The sequence below is a fragment of the Streptomyces sp. NPDC088794 genome (assembly GCF_044750545.1).
Taxonomy (GTDB): Bacteria; Actinomycetota; Actinomycetes; order Streptomycetales; family Streptomycetaceae; genus Streptomyces.
In genome coordinates this window covers 137,243-152,301 of sequence record NZ_JBIVKB010000015.1, presented here as the reverse complement: position 1 = coordinate 152,301, position 15,059 = coordinate 137,243, and the positions used below count along the sequence as shown (strand labels likewise).

Genomic DNA, 15,059 nt, shown 5'->3' with positions numbered 1-15,059 from the left:
TCGCGCCACATGTGCGAGAAGCATGATCACCTCACGGAGCCTGGAGTTAAAGTGAACTCACTTCAGTAAGCTAGGCACTGTCGCACCGGAGGGGCAAGCCTCGTGCACGGGATTTGTGCGGGGGCCTTGGTGTCTCGGTGTCCCAGCGCCTCGGGCTTCAGTGCCCGGTGGTCGACGGTGTGCCGGCGAGCGCGGTGCGCGCCGCCGCCAGGCCGAAGACCAGCGCGGGGGCGAGACCGCCCGCGTAGGCGCGCCGGTACAGGCCGCCCGCGTCGGCCCCGGCCGCCAGCAGGCCCGGGACCGGCACCCGCCCGTCCGAGGTGGCCGACAGCGCGTGTGCCCCGGCGTCGATCAGCAGACCGCCGAAGGTGAACGTGATCGCCGGGGCCGCCTCGACGACGTAGAACGGCGGTTCGTCGAGCGGCCGTCGATCGAGGAGACGGCCGGGCACCGGGCCGCCGTCCGTGTCCACGAGGGCGTTGAACTCCTCGATCCGGTCGCGGATCACCGCACCGGGATAACCCCACTCCTCGGGCATCGACGCGAAGTCCTCCAGACTGTCCGCTACCGCGCACCGGGCGCCCGCGCGATGGCACAGCTGGAACTTGTCCACACCGGGGATGCCCGCCACGTACGACGCGCTGATCCACTCCCGGTGCACCCGCGCGTCGGCCACCAACAGGCCGCGCGCCTGCGGTCGTTCGAGCAGGGCCATGGTGGTCAGGTGGTCCCCGACCGTCTCGTCGACGAACCGCTCGCCGCTGGTGTCGAACAGGAGGGCGTGCTCGCTGTAGTAGAGCGCCAGGTCCACGAAGCGCGCCGGGTCGGCCAGTGGGACACCGGCCGGCATCAGATGGCCGTAGAACCCCGCGTCCTTCTTGCCGAACGCCGCGCCCGCGGTCCGTCCGAGCGCGAGTCCGTCGCCCCGGCTGTGCGGGTTGGCCCGCAGCCCGATGTCGGCGGCCCGGGGATGGATGTGTTCGGCGCGCAGCTCCGGATCGCCCTGGAAGCCGCCGGTCGCGAGCAGGGTCCAGGTGGCCGAGATGCGGCGCGGGGTTCCGTCCGGCAGTACGACGTCCGCGCCCTTGACCACGCCGTTCTCCGCCACGAGGGACTTGGTCCAGGTGTCGGTGAACAGGTGTTGGCCGCGGTCGCGGATCAGCCGCTCGCACGTGTCGAGATAGTGGTTCGTGTCGAGTTGATGGCCCCGGCCGAAGCCGAGCACCGGCACCGGCGGGCGACAGTCCACACCGAGTGACCGGATCCACGCCACGCCGTCGGTGAACCCGTCCAGAAGGGCGGTGGCCAGCTCCGGGTCACCGTCCGGATTGACCCGCCGCATCTCCTCGACGGTCGGAGTCGTCCACACGAAACCGGCGAAGCGCGCGGAACCACCGGTGCGTTCCGCCTTCTCCACCAGCACCACCGAGCCGCCCTCGGCGGCCACCCGGGCGGCGGCCGAGAGACCTGCCATGCCACCGCCGATCACCAGCAGATCCACTGTCTCCGCGTCCATAACGGCTCCCACCACTTCCGTGTCGCTGACCTGAATGCGACGCTAATTGAACTCACTTCTGGAGTCGAGAGGGTGGATGAGACGGGATGCAGTGGTACGGGTTTCGGCCGCACGGGCAGTCAGTCGGGCACGAGGACCGCACGCCCCCGCACGGTGCCTGACCGGAGCCGGTCGATCGCCTCGGCCGCGCACGAGAGCGCGAACCGCTCGACGCCGACCGTCAGTGCGCCCTCCCGCGCCAGAGCGGCGACCGCCGCCAACTCGGGCAGCGTCCCCCAGAACGGCAGCGAGATGCGCGTTCCGGGCGGAAGCACACCGGGCTTGCGTACGGCCAGCTCCCCGCCGCCGCTGCCCACCACGGCCAGTTCGCCACCGGCCCGCAGCACCGCGACCGCGAGCTCCAGGCTGGACCGGCTGCCGACGAAGTCGAGCACCGCCACCGCTCCGACGCCGCCGGTCCGGTCCCGCAGGACCCGCGCGGTGTCGGGCCGCAGCAGCGTGCCGAAGTGGGCGCCGCACTCGTCGGCGAGGGCGAGCGGTTCCTCGCGCACGTCCACGGCCAGGATCCGCGCGTCCGTCGTGGCCCGCAGGATCTGGACGGCCAGATGCCCCAGGCCGCCGACCCCGAGGACCACCACATGGGTGCCCGCGCCGTCGCCCAGGGTGCGCCGGACCATGGTCACGGCGTGGTACGCGGTCAGGCCGGCGTCCGAGAGGGGTGCCGCCTGTACGGCGTCCAGGTCGCCCACCGGGACCAGCAGTCGCCCGGACGGTACGAGCAGCAGGTCCGCCATCCCGCCGTCGCGCCCGAGTCCCGCCCCCGTACCGGCACGGTCGGCGTCCAGGGCCGGGCGCCGGTCGCAGTAGTTCTCCGCCCCGGTCGCGCAGCGCGCACAACTCCCGCAGCCCCAGGGGCCGTAGACGATCACACGTTCGCCGACGGCCGGTCCCGTCGCCAGCGGGCCGCGTCGCAGCACCCGGCCCGCGACCTCGTGCCCGAGCGTGAACGGGAGCCGGTAGGGGAGGGCTCCCGGTCCGGCGTCGATGACATGGAGGTCCGAACGGCAGAGGCCGGCCGCCTCCACCTGGATCAGGACCTGTTCGTCCGTGGGGGTGGGGTGTGTCACCTCGATGAGGGCCGGAGGGGTGCCCCAACCGGTCAGCCGGACCGCTCGCGCTCTCGCACTGCCTGTTGACATACCTGCGACAGTAACAAAAATGAAGTCAGTTCAGGAGATGGTGAGAGGTGGTGGCCGTGCATGAGCGGTGAGCGCGCGGGGCGCTTCGACGGGCGGATCGCGCTTGTCACGGGTGCGGGATCCGGTATCGGCGCGGCGGTCGCCCGGCGACTCGCCGTACAGGGTGCCGACGTCCTCGTCACGGATGTGGACGGCCCGGCGTCGGAGGCCGTCGCGAACGGACTGCCACGAGCGCACCCGCTGACGCTCGACGTGGCCGAACCGGCCCTGGTCGACAGGGCTTTCGACGAGGTCGCGCGGCGGCACGGGCGACTCGACATCGTGGTGCACGCGGCCGGAGTCGACGACCCCGTGGCCAAGGAGTGGATCGCCGAGGCACTGGTCTCGCGCAGATCGCCGCAGGTCACGGAGCGGCTCGGCGACGACGCGTGGCGACGCGTGATGCGGGTCAACTTGGACGGCACGTTCCATGTCCTGCGTGCGGCGCTGAGGGTCATGGTGCCGCGCCGGTCCGGGGCGGTCGTCACGGTCGGTTCGTCCTCGGCCTTCGACACCCAGGCCGGCTATCCGCACTACGCGGCCTCCAAGGCCGGCGCGCATGCCATGACTCAGTCGGTCGCCAAGGAGGCGATCGCGTTCGGCGTCCGTGTCAACACGGTGGCGCCCGGGCCGACGGAGACGGGGATGGCGGCGCGGACACCTGCGGCGCTTCGCCGCGGGTTCGCCGAGCCCGGGGTGCGTGCTTATGCGACGCCGGAGGAGATCGCCGATGTCGCCCTGTTTCTGGTGAGTGAGGAAGCGGCGAACCTGGTGGGGGCGGTGGTGCTTGCGAATGGCGGGCGGTTCACGGTCTGAGAGCCCAACCCCTGCTTGTCCAACGCGGGTTGACGGTTGCGTCGGCGCGGCGGAGCCGCACGATGTCACAGCCCGCGCCCCATGGATGCGTCTCGTTCAGGGAGGTTCGGATGTTTCAGCTCGATGTTGGTCCCGAAGTGCTGTCGGAGACCGACGAGCAGCTTCAACTACGGTCAGTTCTACGGGACTTGCTCGGCCAGTGTTGTGGGCCTGAGCGCGTTCGCGCGCAGGTCGAAAGCTCGCGCGGATATGACCAGGTGCTCTGGGAGCGGCTGGCCGGAGAGATCGGGGTGCAGGGGCTCGCGCTGCCCGAGGAGTACGGCGGCGCCGGGTACACGTACGCCGAACTTGCCGTCGCCCTGGAGGAGTTGGGGCGGGTGGTGTGTCCCGCGCCGCTGCTCACCGCCGTCGTCCTCGCCGGGCACGCCCTGCTGGCGAGCGGCGATCGGCGGGCCTGCGCGCGATGGCTGCCGGAGATCGCCTCCGGCGGGCTCACGGCGACGGTCGTCGGATTCCTGCACCCCGCCGCGGTGACCGCCGAGCGTGGCCCCGACGGGTGGGTGCTGCGCGGCGAAGCCGACTTCGTGCCCGACGGAGAGGGCGCTGATCTGTTGCTGGTCATGGCCCGCGCGCCGGACGGGGAGCGGCTGTTCGCCTGTGAGCCGGACGGTGCGACCTGCGACCGTACGGCCCGGCGGGTCCTCGATCCCACGCGGCGGCAGGCGCTGGTCCGCTTCCGGGGAGCGCGGGCCGAGCCGGTCGGCGAGGACGGGCAGGCGGCGGGAGTCGTCGCGGGCGTGCTCGACGCCGGGCGGGTGGGCCTGGCCGCCGAGCACGTCGGTGGCAGCGGGCATGCGCTGGACGCCCTGCTCGGCCATGTCTCCGGGCGGACCCAGTTCGGGCGGGCGATCGGCTCGTTCCAGGCGGTCAAGCACCGGCTGGCCGACCTGCTGGTCGAGATCGAGGGGGCGCGGTCGGCCTCCGCGTATGCCAGTGCCTGTCTCGCCGTCGCGTCGCCGGAACTGCCGCTCGCCGCCGGCGCCGCGGCGGTCGTGTGCACCGGTGCCTATCGGCTCGCCACCACGGAATACGTGCAACTCCACGGCGGAATCGGCTTCACCTGGGAGCACCCGGCCCATCTGTATGTGCGCAGGGCGCGGGCCGACGAGGCGCTCTTCGGGACGAGTGACGACCATCGGCTGCGCCTGGCCGGACTGCTCGGCCTCGCCCGCTGATCGCTTCCCGGCCGATCGCCTCCCGATCCATTGACAGGGGCAACCGTCCGCCCACAGAATCAAACTCAATTCAGTTCAGTTTGGAGGAGCTCATGGCAGTCGAAGACGAGATCCAGTTCGAGCGCGACGGACAGGTGGCGCGGGTCTGGCTGAACCGCCCGCACAAGAAGAACTGCGTGACCGTGCCGATCCTGAACCGGCTGGACGAGATCATCACCGAGGTCGACGCCGACCCCGAACTGCGCGTGCTGGTACTGCGCGGACGCGGGAACACCTTCTGCTCCGGGTTCGACCTGGACAGCCTCAAGGCCGAGTTCGTGGGCAGGTCCAACGCGATCGACGTCGCCGTCCTGTCGGCGAAGGTCTGCGACCGGCTCTACTCGATGAAGACCCCGTCCATCGCCGTCCTCGAAGGCCATGTCACGGCGGGCGGCTTCGAGTTGATGATCTCCTGCGACTTCGCGATCGCCGCGGACGACGCCCTCATCGGCGACTTCCACATCCGCCGCGCCCTGTTCGGCGGCGCCGGTCCCATCTACCGGGTGCCGCGCATGATCGGCGTCCGCAAGACCAAGGAGCTGATGCTCACCGGCAAGCTGCTCACCGGGGTCGAGGCCGCCGAGTTCGGTCTCATCAACTCCTCCGCGCCGGCGGACAAGTTGGACGCTACGGTCGAGGAGTTCGCCGACCAGCTCGTCGACAAGAGCCCGTTCACCATGTGGATCACCAAGATGACCATCGACCGCAGTCTCGACGCCGACATCCAGTCGCTGATGGTCATGGAGCACCTCGCGGTCGGCGTGATGCTCAACTCCGAGGACGCGGCGGAGGGTGTGTCGGCCTTCCTGGAGAAGCGGGAGCCGCAGTGGAAGGGCCGCTGACCGCCGTGCAGACCGCGGCCGGGAACCGGCTGCGCGGCTCCCGGTGCGCCGACTGCGCGGTGGCCACCTACCCCGCCGACCCGGCCTGCCCGCGCTGCGGCGGCCCGGCCGAGCCGGTCGCGCTCTCCGGTACGGGCACGCTGTGGACCTGGACCGTGCAGCGGTACGCGCCCAAGTCGCCGCCGTACGCCCCGCCCGTCGCCGGATTCACGCCGTTCGCCGTCGGGTACGTGGAACTGCCCGAAGGCGTGCGGGTGTTGGCGGTCCTCGACATCCGGCCCGAGGACGCGGAGATCGGCATGCCGCTGACGATCGCGGCCGGCGACGGGGTGCCGAGGGCCGCCGGAGCCGTCCTGTGACCGCCGGGGAAGTCCTGGTCTGCGGGGCCGGAATCACCTCCTTCGCCCGCACGGAGGAGAGCGGCCGGCAACTCGCCGTGCGGGCCGTACGGGCCGCCCTCGCCGACGCCGGACTGCCGTGGACTCGAGTGCGCGCGGCCTACGGCGGCAGCGACGCGGCCGGGAACGCCGACACCCTGGTCGCCGAACTCGGCCTGACCGGCGTCCCGTTCACCAATGTGCGCAACGGCTGCGCGACCGGCGGCAGCGCGCTCGTCTCGGCTGTCAACGCGATCCGGTCCGGGGCGGCGGACGTGGCCCTCGCCGTCGGTTTCGACAAGCACCCGCGCGGCGCCTTCGATCCGCGGCCCGCCGACTGGGGGCTCGACGAGGCCTACGGCCGCGACGGGCTGATGGTCACCACGCAGTTCTTCGCCATGAAGATCCAGCGATACATGCACGACTACGGCATCAGCCCGCGCACCCTCGCCCTCGTCGCAGAGAAGGCGTACGCGAACGGAGTGCTCAACCCCCACGCCTGGCGCCGCAAACCGCTCGACGCGGCCGAGATCCTCGCGTCCGGCATGGTCAACGACCCGCTCACCCGGTACATGTTCTGCTCGCCGGGCCAGGGTGCGGTCGCCCTGGTCCTGTGCAGCCGGGCGGTGGCCCGCCGACTCGGCGGTGTGCCGGTGGCGTTGCGCGCGGCGGTCGTACGGACCCGGCGGTTCGGCTCCTTCGAGGTGTTCAGCCCCTGGGCGCCGACTGGGACACCGACGAGCGTGACCGCCGACGCCGCCCGACTCGCCTTCGAGGAGGCCGGGTTGGGGCCCGGTGACATCGACGTGTGCCAGTTGCAGGACACCGAGAGCGGTGCCGAGGTGATGCACATGGCCGAGTGCGGGTTCTGCGTACACGGCGACCAGGAGTCGCTCATCCCGTTCGGGGCGACCGGCATCGGCGGGTCGCTGCCCGTCAACACCGACGGCGGCTGCATCGCCAACGGCGAGCCCATCGGGGCCTCCGGGTTGCGTCAAGTCCACGAGATCGTCCAGCAGTTGCGCGGCCGGGCGGGCGAACGCCAGGTGCCCGGCGATCCGGCGACCGGCTTCACCCACGTCTACGGGGCGCCCGGCGTCAGCGCCTGCACCGTGCTGACCCGCTGAAAGGAGGAGGGACCGCCATGGACGGCATACCCGACCCCGACGAGTTCCGTGCCGACGCCCGGCGTTGGCTGAAGGGCGCGGCGACGGCACGCGCCGCACACCGGGAATGGGGCAGCGGCGACGACTCGGTGGCCGTCTTCGAGAACTGGACCGAGGCCGAGGAACGCGCCCACACCGACCGGACCCGCGCCTGGGAACGCACCCGGTACGACCAGGGCTGGGGCGCGATCGGCTGGCCCCCGGAGTACGGCGGACGCGAACTGCCCTCGTACTACGAGCAGTTGTACCGGGCCGAGGAAGCTGGCTTCGACGTACCGAAGCGCACCGAGATCTTCCCGGTCACCCAGCAGCTCGTGGCACCCGCGATCCGGATCTGGGGCACCGACGAACAGAGACGGCGTTGGCTGCGCCCGATGCTCCGCACCGACGAACTCGCCTGCCAACTGTTCTCCGAGACGGAGGCCGGCTCCGACCTTGCCGCCGTCCGCACCCGGGCCGTACCGAACGACGACGGCTGGACGCTGACCGGCCACAAGATCTGGACCTCCGGCGCCCGGGTCGCCACCTGGGGTGTCGCCGTCTGCCGCACCGACTCCACCGTGCCCCAGCACGCCGGCATCACGGTCTTCCTCGTCCGCATGGACGCACCGGGCGTGACCGTACGGCCCATCCGCCAGATGACCGGCGGCGCCAGCTTCAACGAGGTCTATCTGGACGACGTGTTCGTGCCCGACACCGACCGGCTCGGGCCCGTCGGCGCGGGCTGGCGGGTGACCCTCACCGTGCTCGCCGCCGAGCGCCTCGACTCCGGAAGCCTGGGACTGGACAACGCCGAGCGCGCCCTCGAACTCGCCCGGCACCTGCCCCGCCCGCTCACCGGCGGCGAACAGCAGCAGGCGGCCGACCTGTTCGTTCGCGCCCTGGTACAGCGGCTGATCGCCCTGCGCGTCACGGCGGCGCTTGCCGCCGGCCGCGAACCCGGCGCCGAGGCCTCGGTCGGCAAACTCCACGCCACCGCGACCATGCGTGCCACCACCGACCTGGTCCAGCAACTCCTCGGGCCGCGCCTGGCCGCCGACACGGGGGAGTGGGGCACGTACGCCTGGACCGAGCACCTGCTCGGCGCACCGGGCTACCGCATCGCCGGCGGCAGCGACGAGATCCAGCGCACCATCCTGGCGGAGCGGGTCCTGGGCCTGCCCAAGGAACCGAAAGGGGCGGGACGTTGACCACCACGACCGACATGACCGCACTCGCGGCCCGGGTCCGCGCACGCCTGGCGGAACGCCATCCCGGCACGCCCGTCGGCGAGTTGCGCACTCTGCCCGGCGGCCACTCCGGGCTCACCTTCCGCGTCACGGCCGGACCGCTCTCGTACGTCGTGAAGGCGGTGCCGCCAGGTCAGCGCCCCGTCGGCCGCAACGACGTGCTGCGCCAGGCCCGGGTGCTGCGCGCCCTGGCCCGATCAGCGGTACCCGTGCCGGGCGTGATCGCCGTCGACGAGACCGAACCGGCCTGGTTCGCCATGGAGTTCATCGACGGCGAGGCGATCGAGCCCGTCCTCGACGAACACCGCCTCGACCCGGGACTGTGCCGGACACGGATGCTGGCCCTGGCCCCCGTGCTGCGCGAGCTGCATCGGACCGAGGTGGGGGGCGGTGAACCTCTGCTCCCCGCGGGTGAGCTGGAACGCTGGAGTCGCACCATGCGAGCCGTACCGCAGCAACTCCGGCCAGGCGGTGATGAGTTGCTCACCGCCCTCACCACCGCGATCCCCGGCAGCATCGAACCCGCCCTCACCCACGGCGACTTCCGCCTCGGCAACGTCCTGTGCCAGGGCGGACGACCCGCCGCGGTCGTCGACTGGGAGATCTGGGGCTACGGCGATCCGCGCATCGACCTCGGCTGGTTCCTCCTCTTCGCCGACCACCGCAACTTCCCCCGGCTCGGCCGTGCCGTCCCCGGTCTGCCCGGCGAGGACGAGCTGCTCGCCGCCTATCTCGACGGCCGGCCCGAGCCTCCCGACCTCGACTGGTTCCGTGCGCTGGCCCGCACCAAGATGGCCGCGGTCATGGGCCACAACCTGCGACGACACCGCGAGGGGAAGCACCACGACCCCGACCAGGAGCGGCTGCCGCCGACGATCGCGGCGATGATCCGCACCGCGCGCGACCTCCTCGCTCGACGGTCCTGAAGGAGCACCATCATGGATTTCGGACTCTCACCGAAGGCCGACGAACTCCGCTCGCGCATGGCCGCGTTCATGGACGCATACGTCCTGCCCGCCGAGGACGTCTACGACCGGCAGCTCGCCGAGGCCGCCGACCCGCACGAACTGCCGCCCATCATGCGCGAGTTGAAGGAGAGAGCGCGCGCCGACGGCCTCTGGAACCTCTTCCTCGCACACGGCGATCAGGGCGCCGGCCTCACCAACCTCGAATACGCACCGCTCGCCGAACTCGCCGGACGCTCGATCATCGGCCCCGAGGTGTTCAACTGCTCCGCCCCCGACACCGGCAACATGGAACTGCTCGCCCTCTTCGGCTCGGCCGAGCAACAGGACCGCTGGCTGCGCCCGTTGCTGGCCGCCGAGATCCGCTCCTGCTTCGCCATGACCGAGCCCGAGGTCGCCAGCTCCGACGCGCGCAACATCCGTACCCGCATCACTCGCGACGGCGACGAGTACGTCGTGAACGGCCACAAGTGGTACACGTCCGGGATCCTCGACCCGGACTGCCGGCTGATCATCCTGATGGGGGTCACCGACCCGGACGCGCCCGCGTACCGGCAGCAGAGCATGCTGCTGATCCCGCGCGACACCCCCGGGATCACCGTGCTGCGTGACCTGCCGATGTTCGGATACACCGACCGGTGCGGCCACGGCGACGTGCTCTTCGAGGACGTACGGGTCCCTGTGTCGGCCCTGTTGGTCGGCGAGGGCGAGGGATTCGCCCTCGCCCAGGGGAGGCTGGGGCCCGGGCGCATGCACTACGCGATGCGTGCGGTCGGATTCGCCGAACGGGCCCTGGAGTTGATGTGCCGGCGGACCCTGAACCGCAGCGCCTTCGGAGGGACGCTCGCCGAGCAGGGCGTGATCCGGGAGTGGATCGCCCGCAGCCGGATCGAGATCGAGCAACTACGGCTCCTTGTCCTCAAGTCGGCCTGGCTGATGGACACCCAGGGCAACGCGGCGGCCCGTACCGAAGTCGCCGCGATCAAGGTGGCCGCGCTGGAGGTGGCCCACCGGGTCGTCGACCGGGCCGTCCAGGCACACGGAGCGGCCGGGGTCAGTGACGACACCGTACTGGCGCGGCTGTACGCGATCACCCGGGCCCTGCGGATCGCGGACGGACCGGACGAGGTGCATCTGCGGACGGTCGCGCGACGTGAACTGGCCAAGTATCCCGGGGAGTCGGCGTGAACGGACACGAAGCGGACGGACACTCGCTGTACGGGCGGCAGGCACTCGGCGGCCGGGTCGCCGTGATCACCGGCGGCTCCCGGGGTATCGGCCTCGGGATCGCCGAGGCGTACCGGGAGGCGGGCGCGCATGTGGTCATCGCCGCCCGCAAACCGGACGGACTGGCCGCCGCCCGCGAGGAGTTGCTGCGGGTCAAGGGCGACGGCGAGGTGCACGAGGTGGTCGCCAACGCCGGCGAGCCCGAGGACGCCGAGCGCTGCGTCGAGGAGGTCGTGTCCCGCTTCGGCCGCCTCGACATCCTGGTCAACAACGCGGCCACCAACCCCTACATGGGCGACCTCCTCGACCTCGACCTGCCGCGCGCGGAGAAGACCGTACGCGTCAACCAGTACGGCATGGTCGCCTGGACCCGGTACGCCTGGCGGGCGTGGATGGCCGCACACGGGGGAGCGGTCGTCAACATCGCGTCCGTCGGCGGGCTGATCGTCGACCCGCACATCGGCTGGTACAACGCCACCAAGGCGGCCATGCTGCACATGACCCGTCAACTCGCCTACGAACTGGGCCCGTTGGTGCGCGTGAACGCGATCGCACCCGGGCTGATCAAGACCGAACTGGCCCGGGCCGTGTGGGAGCCGAGAGAGCCTGTCCTGACCGCGAGACTGCCGCTGCGCAGACTCGGCACGGTGGAGGACGTGGCACACGCGGCCGTCTTCCTGGCGTCCGGGGCCTCGTCCTGGATGACGGGGCAGACGCTGGTCCTGGACGGCGGGGCGACCGTGCTGCCGATCGGGGTCGAGCAGTGAGCCGGCCGGTCGCGGACCTGTTCTCGCTGCACGGCCGGACCGCCGTGGTCACCGGGGCGTCGTCCGGGCTCGGCGCCCGGTTCGCCCTGGTGCTCGCGTCGGCGGGCGCCACCGTGCTGGCCGCCGCCCGGCGGCTGGAGAAGCTCAAGGAACTGGCCGACGAGGACCCGCGCATCCATCCCGTCGTCTGTGACGTCTCGCGGGCGAAGGAACGGGTGCGGCTCATGGAGGCGGCGTTCGACGAGACCGGCCGTGTCGACGTCCTGGTGAACAACGCCGGCATGTCCGGCTCGGTGCGCGCCGAGGACGAGAGCGCCGACGCCTTCACGGACGTACTGGCCGTGAATCTGGTGGCGCCCTTCCATCTCGCGCGGCTGCTGGCGGAGGCCCCGGCCCGCGACCACGCTCGTACGACCCGCTCGGTCGTGAACGTCTCGTCCGTCCTCGGCCTGGTCTCGGGGGCTCCGCTCGGCGGCGCGGCCTACGCGGCCTCCAAGGCGGGACTGGTCGGACTGACCCGTGAACTCGCAGGACAGTGGGGGGAGTCGGGAGTGCGGGTCAACTCGCTCGCGCCCGGCTGGTTCCGCTCCGAGATGACCGACGAACTGTTCGCCGACGAGCGCGCCCGGCGCTGGGTCGAGCGCGGCACGATGCTGGGGCGCGGCGGTGAACAGGGGGAGCTGGACGGGGCGTTGCTGTACCTGGCGTCCGACGCGTCCTCGTACTGCACCGGGCACGTGCTCACCGTGGACGGTGGATGGACGGCGCGATGAGGGTCACGGCGGAGGTCGACGGCTACGGGCTGGCCCGGGTCGAGATGTGCCGCGGGTCGGGCAACGCGATCGACCTGGCGATGGCCAGGGCGCTGCGGGACGCGGCCATGGAGTGCGAGAAGGCGCGGGTGCGGGCGGTGTTGCTCACCGGGCGGGGACGGTCCTTCTGCGTCGGCGGCGACCTGAAGGAATTCGCCGCACTGCCGGGCGAACGGCTGGCTGTGCACCTCACCGACGTGACCGACGCGCTGCACGCGGCGCTGCGGCTCCTCGCCGGGCTGGACGCCCCGCTGGTGGTCGCCGTGCAGGGGGCTGTCGCGGGGGCCGGCCTCGGACTGGTCGCGGCGGCGGACGTGAGCCTCGCGGCGACGGACGCACACTTCACGGCCGCGTACACCGCGATCGGATACACGCCGGACGCCGGAGTCAGCTGGTCACTGCCCCGGCTCGTCGGACCGCGCCGGGCGATGGACCTGCTGCTGACCAACCGGCGCGTGACGGCGGCCGAGGCGCTGGGCATGGGCCTGGTCGGCCGGGTCGTGGCGCCGGATCGGCTGAACGAGGAAGCCATGCGGGTGGCGGGTGCACTGGCACGCGGGGCCACGGAGGCGTACGGCGCGACCCGGCGGCTGGTAGACCGGGCGCTCACCGCCGACCTCCACGAACACCTCGACGCGGAGGCCCGTCAGCTGGGCGCCGCGGCGGCGTCCGGGGAGGGACGGGAGGGCGTGGCGGCGTTTCTGGCGGGCCGGCGGGCCGACTTCGCCGGGTGCGGGACGGAGGGGGCCGGTGCGGATCGGTCGCCGCCCCGGTCCGGCTGAGGCCCACCGGACCGGACAACGGCAGCCTCGTCGAAGGCCGCCCCGCCCCGCCCGGCACACGGTGAGCCGGCGAACCCCCGTCGATCTTCGATTCGTAGCCGACTTGAACTTGGGTCTACTCTCGGACGGGCCGGACGGCGATCGGTTTCGGGTGTGCAGGAGAGGGAGTGGCGATGGCGAGGGCACGGATCGTGGATCCGGAGGAGGGGCCGCGGTCGAAGCGCGGGGCGATCCTCGTGGCTGCCGTGGAGCGGTTCGGGGAGGACGGGTACGAGAACACCAAGTGGTCGGAGGTGGCCGACCGCGTCGGCATCGGGCAGACCGCGCTGTACCACTACTTCGAGTCCAAGGCCCACTGCCTGCTCACCATCATGCGGCTCGAACTCCAGCGCTCCCACGACCAGTTCGTCGAGGCCACGAAGGACGAGACCGACCCGGTGGAAGAAGTGCGCGCGGCGGTGCGGTCCGCCTTCGCGGTCACCGAGCAGGAGATCCGCCAGATGCGTATCCTCCAGGCCAACATGTCCCTGCTCGCCACCCCGCGGAAGTCCAAGCGCGAGGAGACCGAGCGCGTCGCGGCCCGCCAGCTGGTCCAGATGGTCGAGCGGGACTGGACGAGCTTGCTGATGCGCGGCATGTCCAAGGGTGCGTTCCCGCTCCGTGACGCCCACACCCTCGGCCTCTCCGTCCTCGGCATGATCGTGAGTGTCTGGCGCTGGTACCGCCCGACCGGGGCGATCCCCCTGTCGGAGATCAGCGAGATGATCGAGGGGTGTGTGGTGCGGATGGTCGCCGAATAGCCCTCGCCCCGCCCCTTGTCGGGGGCGGGGATGCCGTCTTACAGTCAAACTGAACTGAACTCAGGTTGTTTATTGATAGTGGACGCTTTGGTGTCGGACCGTGATGCTGAGGGAGAATGATCTGCGATGGTGCTTCGCGAATACATGGCCAGAATGGACGGCCAGGACCCCGAAAAGGCCCTCGAACTCCTGGAACCCGACTTCCGGTTCCTGATCGCGCTGCCGGGCGGCGGCCGGACCGGCACGTCCCGCGCGGACTTCGCCGGCTACATCGCGGGACGGAACGCGGTGGACCGTACGCACGAGATCGTGCGGTACTCGGTCGACGGCGACGTCGAGACGGCGTACGGCTTCGTCGTCGACGAAGGGGTGACGAGCGGGGCGTTCCTGTCCGCCGCGCAGGTGTCGCCCGGCGGGCTGATGGCGCGCTACCAGTCCTTCTTCACTCCCGACTTCGACCTCGTGGACCGGCCGTGAGCGCCCCGACCGCGTCCGCCGCGCCTTTCCTGACCACCTGGTTCGGGATCCTGGACAGTGCCGACGCCGACCGGATCCTCGACCTGATCAGCGACGACTTCTCCTTCTCCATCCTGTTTTCCACCGGCGGCGACGCCGGCACCGACTTCCATGGCGGCCGGGCCGAGATGGAGGGCTATCTCGCCCAGCGCGAGGTGGGCGTCCGTACGCACCACCTGCTCACCGGATCCGTCGTCGGCCGGGACGAGCTGTACCTCGGCGAGGTCCGCAGGTCGGGTGAGCCGGAGGCGACCTTTGTGGCCTGTGCCCGGCTGGACGAGCGGGGCCGGGTGCGGCACCTGCTGATCGGGCGCTCACCCGCCGTCCTGTTCACCTGAGGAGACACGGAGAGACGCGATGTACAACCTCGTTCTGCTGGCCGCCCGGCCGCCCGAGTGGACCCATGAACGGTTCATCGACTGGTGGCGCGGTGAACACGCCGACCTCACCCGGCGCCTGCCCGGACTCAGGTCCTGGCGGCACACCGACCTCGACGCGGCCCTCGAACCGCGTTCGGAGGGCTGGGACGGGCTCTCCGTCCTGGGCTTCGACACCCCCGAGGACCTGCGCACCGCACTGGCCAGCCCGGAGTGGGCGGCGGCCGTCGCCCAGGTCGGCGACATGCGCGGACGCCGGATCGCCGTCATGGGCGGCGAGGCGGAACTGTACGCCGACCCGGCACAGCGGACCGAGCACACCGGGGCGTGAGACCGGGCCGACCCGGAGTGCCCC

At 71.5% G+C, this 15,059-nt stretch carries 17 protein-coding genes; 15 read left to right on the top strand and 2 right to left on the bottom strand.

All coding sequences use genetic code 11. The annotated features are described in order from the left end of the window. Positions 1-157: 157 nt before the first annotated feature. Positions 158-1,516 carry an FAD-dependent oxidoreductase gene (locus ACIP6U_RS35350; protein ID WP_401726425.1) on the bottom strand — a complete coding sequence of 453 codons (1,359 nt, stop codon included), beginning with the start codon at positions 1,514-1,516 and terminating at the stop codon, positions 158-160. A gap of 119 nt (positions 1,517-1,635) precedes the next feature. Beyond that, positions 1,636-2,715, bottom strand: a complete 1,080-nt coding sequence (locus ACIP6U_RS35345; RefSeq protein WP_401726423.1) for an alcohol dehydrogenase catalytic domain-containing protein — start codon at positions 2,713-2,715, stop codon at positions 1,636-1,638. 60 nt (positions 2,716-2,775) lie between these two features. Here ACIP6U_RS35345 and ACIP6U_RS35340 point away from each other — a divergent pair, with 60 nt between their 5' ends. From ACIP6U_RS35340 to ACIP6U_RS35270, 15 genes are all read left to right on the top strand, one after another. Continuing rightward, complete coding sequence (locus tag ACIP6U_RS35340) at positions 2,776-3,570, top strand: SDR family NAD(P)-dependent oxidoreductase (RefSeq protein WP_401726421.1); 795 nt, start codon at positions 2,776-2,778, stop codon at positions 3,568-3,570. 62 nt (positions 3,571-3,632) lie between these two features. Then, positions 3,633-4,805, top strand: coding sequence for an acyl-CoA dehydrogenase family protein (locus tag ACIP6U_RS35335; RefSeq protein ID WP_401726419.1), 1,173 nt, complete (start codon positions 3,633-3,635; stop codon positions 4,803-4,805). 92 nt (positions 4,806-4,897) lie between these two features. Continuing rightward, positions 4,898-5,686 carry an enoyl-CoA hydratase/isomerase family protein gene (locus ACIP6U_RS35330; protein ID WP_401726417.1) on the top strand — a complete coding sequence of 263 codons (789 nt, stop codon included), beginning with the start codon at positions 4,898-4,900 and terminating at the stop codon, positions 5,684-5,686. Continuing rightward, a complete protein-coding gene (locus tag ACIP6U_RS35325; protein WP_401726415.1) occupies positions 5,671-6,045 on the top strand; it encodes a Zn-ribbon domain-containing OB-fold protein in 375 nt (124 codons plus the stop codon). The genes ACIP6U_RS35330 and ACIP6U_RS35325 overlap by 16 nt, the downstream gene beginning before the upstream one ends. After that, the gene (locus ACIP6U_RS35320) at positions 6,042-7,190 is read left to right on the top strand and encodes a thiolase family protein (RefSeq protein WP_401726413.1); all 1,149 of its coding nucleotides are present in this window, start codon (positions 6,042-6,044) and stop codon (positions 7,188-7,190) included. Before ACIP6U_RS35325 ends, ACIP6U_RS35320 begins: the two co-directional genes overlap by 4 nt. Before the next feature lie 17 nt (positions 7,191-7,207). Then, positions 7,208-8,419: an acyl-CoA dehydrogenase family protein gene (locus tag ACIP6U_RS35315; protein WP_401726411.1), complete on the top strand. Its 1,212-nt coding sequence runs from the start codon at positions 7,208-7,210 to the stop codon at positions 8,417-8,419. Then, positions 8,416-9,384, top strand: a complete 969-nt coding sequence (locus ACIP6U_RS35310) for a phosphotransferase family protein (RefSeq protein WP_401726409.1) — start codon at positions 8,416-8,418, stop codon at positions 9,382-9,384. The genes ACIP6U_RS35315 and ACIP6U_RS35310 overlap by 4 nt, the downstream gene beginning before the upstream one ends. 12 nt (positions 9,385-9,396) lie before the next feature. After that, entirely contained in the window at positions 9,397-10,611 is a 1,215-nt protein-coding gene (locus ACIP6U_RS35305; protein WP_401726407.1) for an acyl-CoA dehydrogenase family protein, read from the top strand. Continuing rightward, positions 10,608-11,417, top strand: coding sequence for an SDR family oxidoreductase (locus tag ACIP6U_RS35300; protein WP_401726405.1), 810 nt, complete (start codon positions 10,608-10,610; stop codon positions 11,415-11,417). Before ACIP6U_RS35305 ends, ACIP6U_RS35300 begins: the two co-directional genes overlap by 4 nt. After that, entirely contained in the window at positions 11,414-12,190 is a 777-nt protein-coding gene (locus ACIP6U_RS35295) for an SDR family NAD(P)-dependent oxidoreductase (RefSeq protein WP_401726403.1), read from the top strand. Before ACIP6U_RS35300 ends, ACIP6U_RS35295 begins: the two co-directional genes overlap by 4 nt. Next, positions 12,187-13,011, top strand: a complete 825-nt coding sequence (locus tag ACIP6U_RS35290) for an enoyl-CoA hydratase/isomerase family protein (RefSeq protein ID WP_401726401.1) — start codon at positions 12,187-12,189, stop codon at positions 13,009-13,011. Before ACIP6U_RS35295 ends, ACIP6U_RS35290 begins: the two co-directional genes overlap by 4 nt. 173 nt (positions 13,012-13,184) lie before the next feature. Next, positions 13,185-13,811, top strand: coding sequence for a TetR/AcrR family transcriptional regulator (locus tag ACIP6U_RS35285; protein ID WP_019069538.1), 627 nt, complete (start codon positions 13,185-13,187; stop codon positions 13,809-13,811). Between the two features lie 126 nt (positions 13,812-13,937). Then, positions 13,938-14,288, top strand: coding sequence for a nuclear transport factor 2 family protein (locus ACIP6U_RS35280; protein ID WP_401726399.1), 351 nt, complete (start codon positions 13,938-13,940; stop codon positions 14,286-14,288). Further along, positions 14,285-14,665 carry a hypothetical protein gene (locus ACIP6U_RS35275; protein ID WP_401726397.1) on the top strand — a complete coding sequence of 127 codons (381 nt, stop codon included), beginning with the start codon at positions 14,285-14,287 and terminating at the stop codon, positions 14,663-14,665. Before ACIP6U_RS35280 ends, ACIP6U_RS35275 begins: the two co-directional genes overlap by 4 nt. A 19-nt stretch (positions 14,666-14,684) precedes the next feature. After that, positions 14,685-15,035: an EthD family reductase gene (locus tag ACIP6U_RS35270; protein ID WP_401726395.1), complete on the top strand. Its 351-nt coding sequence runs from the start codon at positions 14,685-14,687 to the stop codon at positions 15,033-15,035. Positions 15,036-15,059: the final 24 nt, after the last annotated feature.

What these genes read in the sequence shown, in the direction of transcription:
- ACIP6U_RS35350 (WP_401726425.1), bottom strand. Translation starts at nt 1,516, where the DNA reads ATGGACGCGGAGACAGTGGATCTGCTGGTGATCGGCGGTGGCATGGCA.
- ACIP6U_RS35345 (WP_401726423.1), bottom strand. Translation starts at nt 2,715, where the DNA reads ATGTCAACAGGCAGTGCGAGAGCGCGAGCGGTCCGGCTGACCGGTTGG.
- ACIP6U_RS35340 (WP_401726421.1), top strand. Translation starts at nt 2,776, where the DNA reads ATGAGCGGTGAGCGCGCGGGGCGCTTCGACGGGCGGATCGCGCTTGTC.
- ACIP6U_RS35335 (WP_401726419.1), top strand. Translation starts at nt 3,633, where the DNA reads ATGTCACAGCCCGCGCCCCATGGATGCGTCTCGTTCAGGGAGGTTCGG.
- ACIP6U_RS35330 (WP_401726417.1), top strand. Translation starts at nt 4,898, where the DNA reads ATGGCAGTCGAAGACGAGATCCAGTTCGAGCGCGACGGACAGGTGGCG.
- ACIP6U_RS35315 (WP_401726411.1), top strand. Translation starts at nt 7,208, where the DNA reads ATGGACGGCATACCCGACCCCGACGAGTTCCGTGCCGACGCCCGGCGT.
- ACIP6U_RS35305 (WP_401726407.1), top strand. Translation starts at nt 9,397, where the DNA reads ATGGATTTCGGACTCTCACCGAAGGCCGACGAACTCCGCTCGCGCATG.
- ACIP6U_RS35290 (WP_401726401.1), top strand. Translation starts at nt 12,187, where the DNA reads ATGAGGGTCACGGCGGAGGTCGACGGCTACGGGCTGGCCCGGGTCGAG.
- ACIP6U_RS35285 (WP_019069538.1), top strand. Translation starts at nt 13,185, where the DNA reads ATGGCGAGGGCACGGATCGTGGATCCGGAGGAGGGGCCGCGGTCGAAG.
- ACIP6U_RS35280 (WP_401726399.1), top strand. Translation starts at nt 13,938, where the DNA reads ATGGTGCTTCGCGAATACATGGCCAGAATGGACGGCCAGGACCCCGAA.
- ACIP6U_RS35270 (WP_401726395.1), top strand. Translation starts at nt 14,685, where the DNA reads ATGTACAACCTCGTTCTGCTGGCCGCCCGGCCGCCCGAGTGGACCCAT.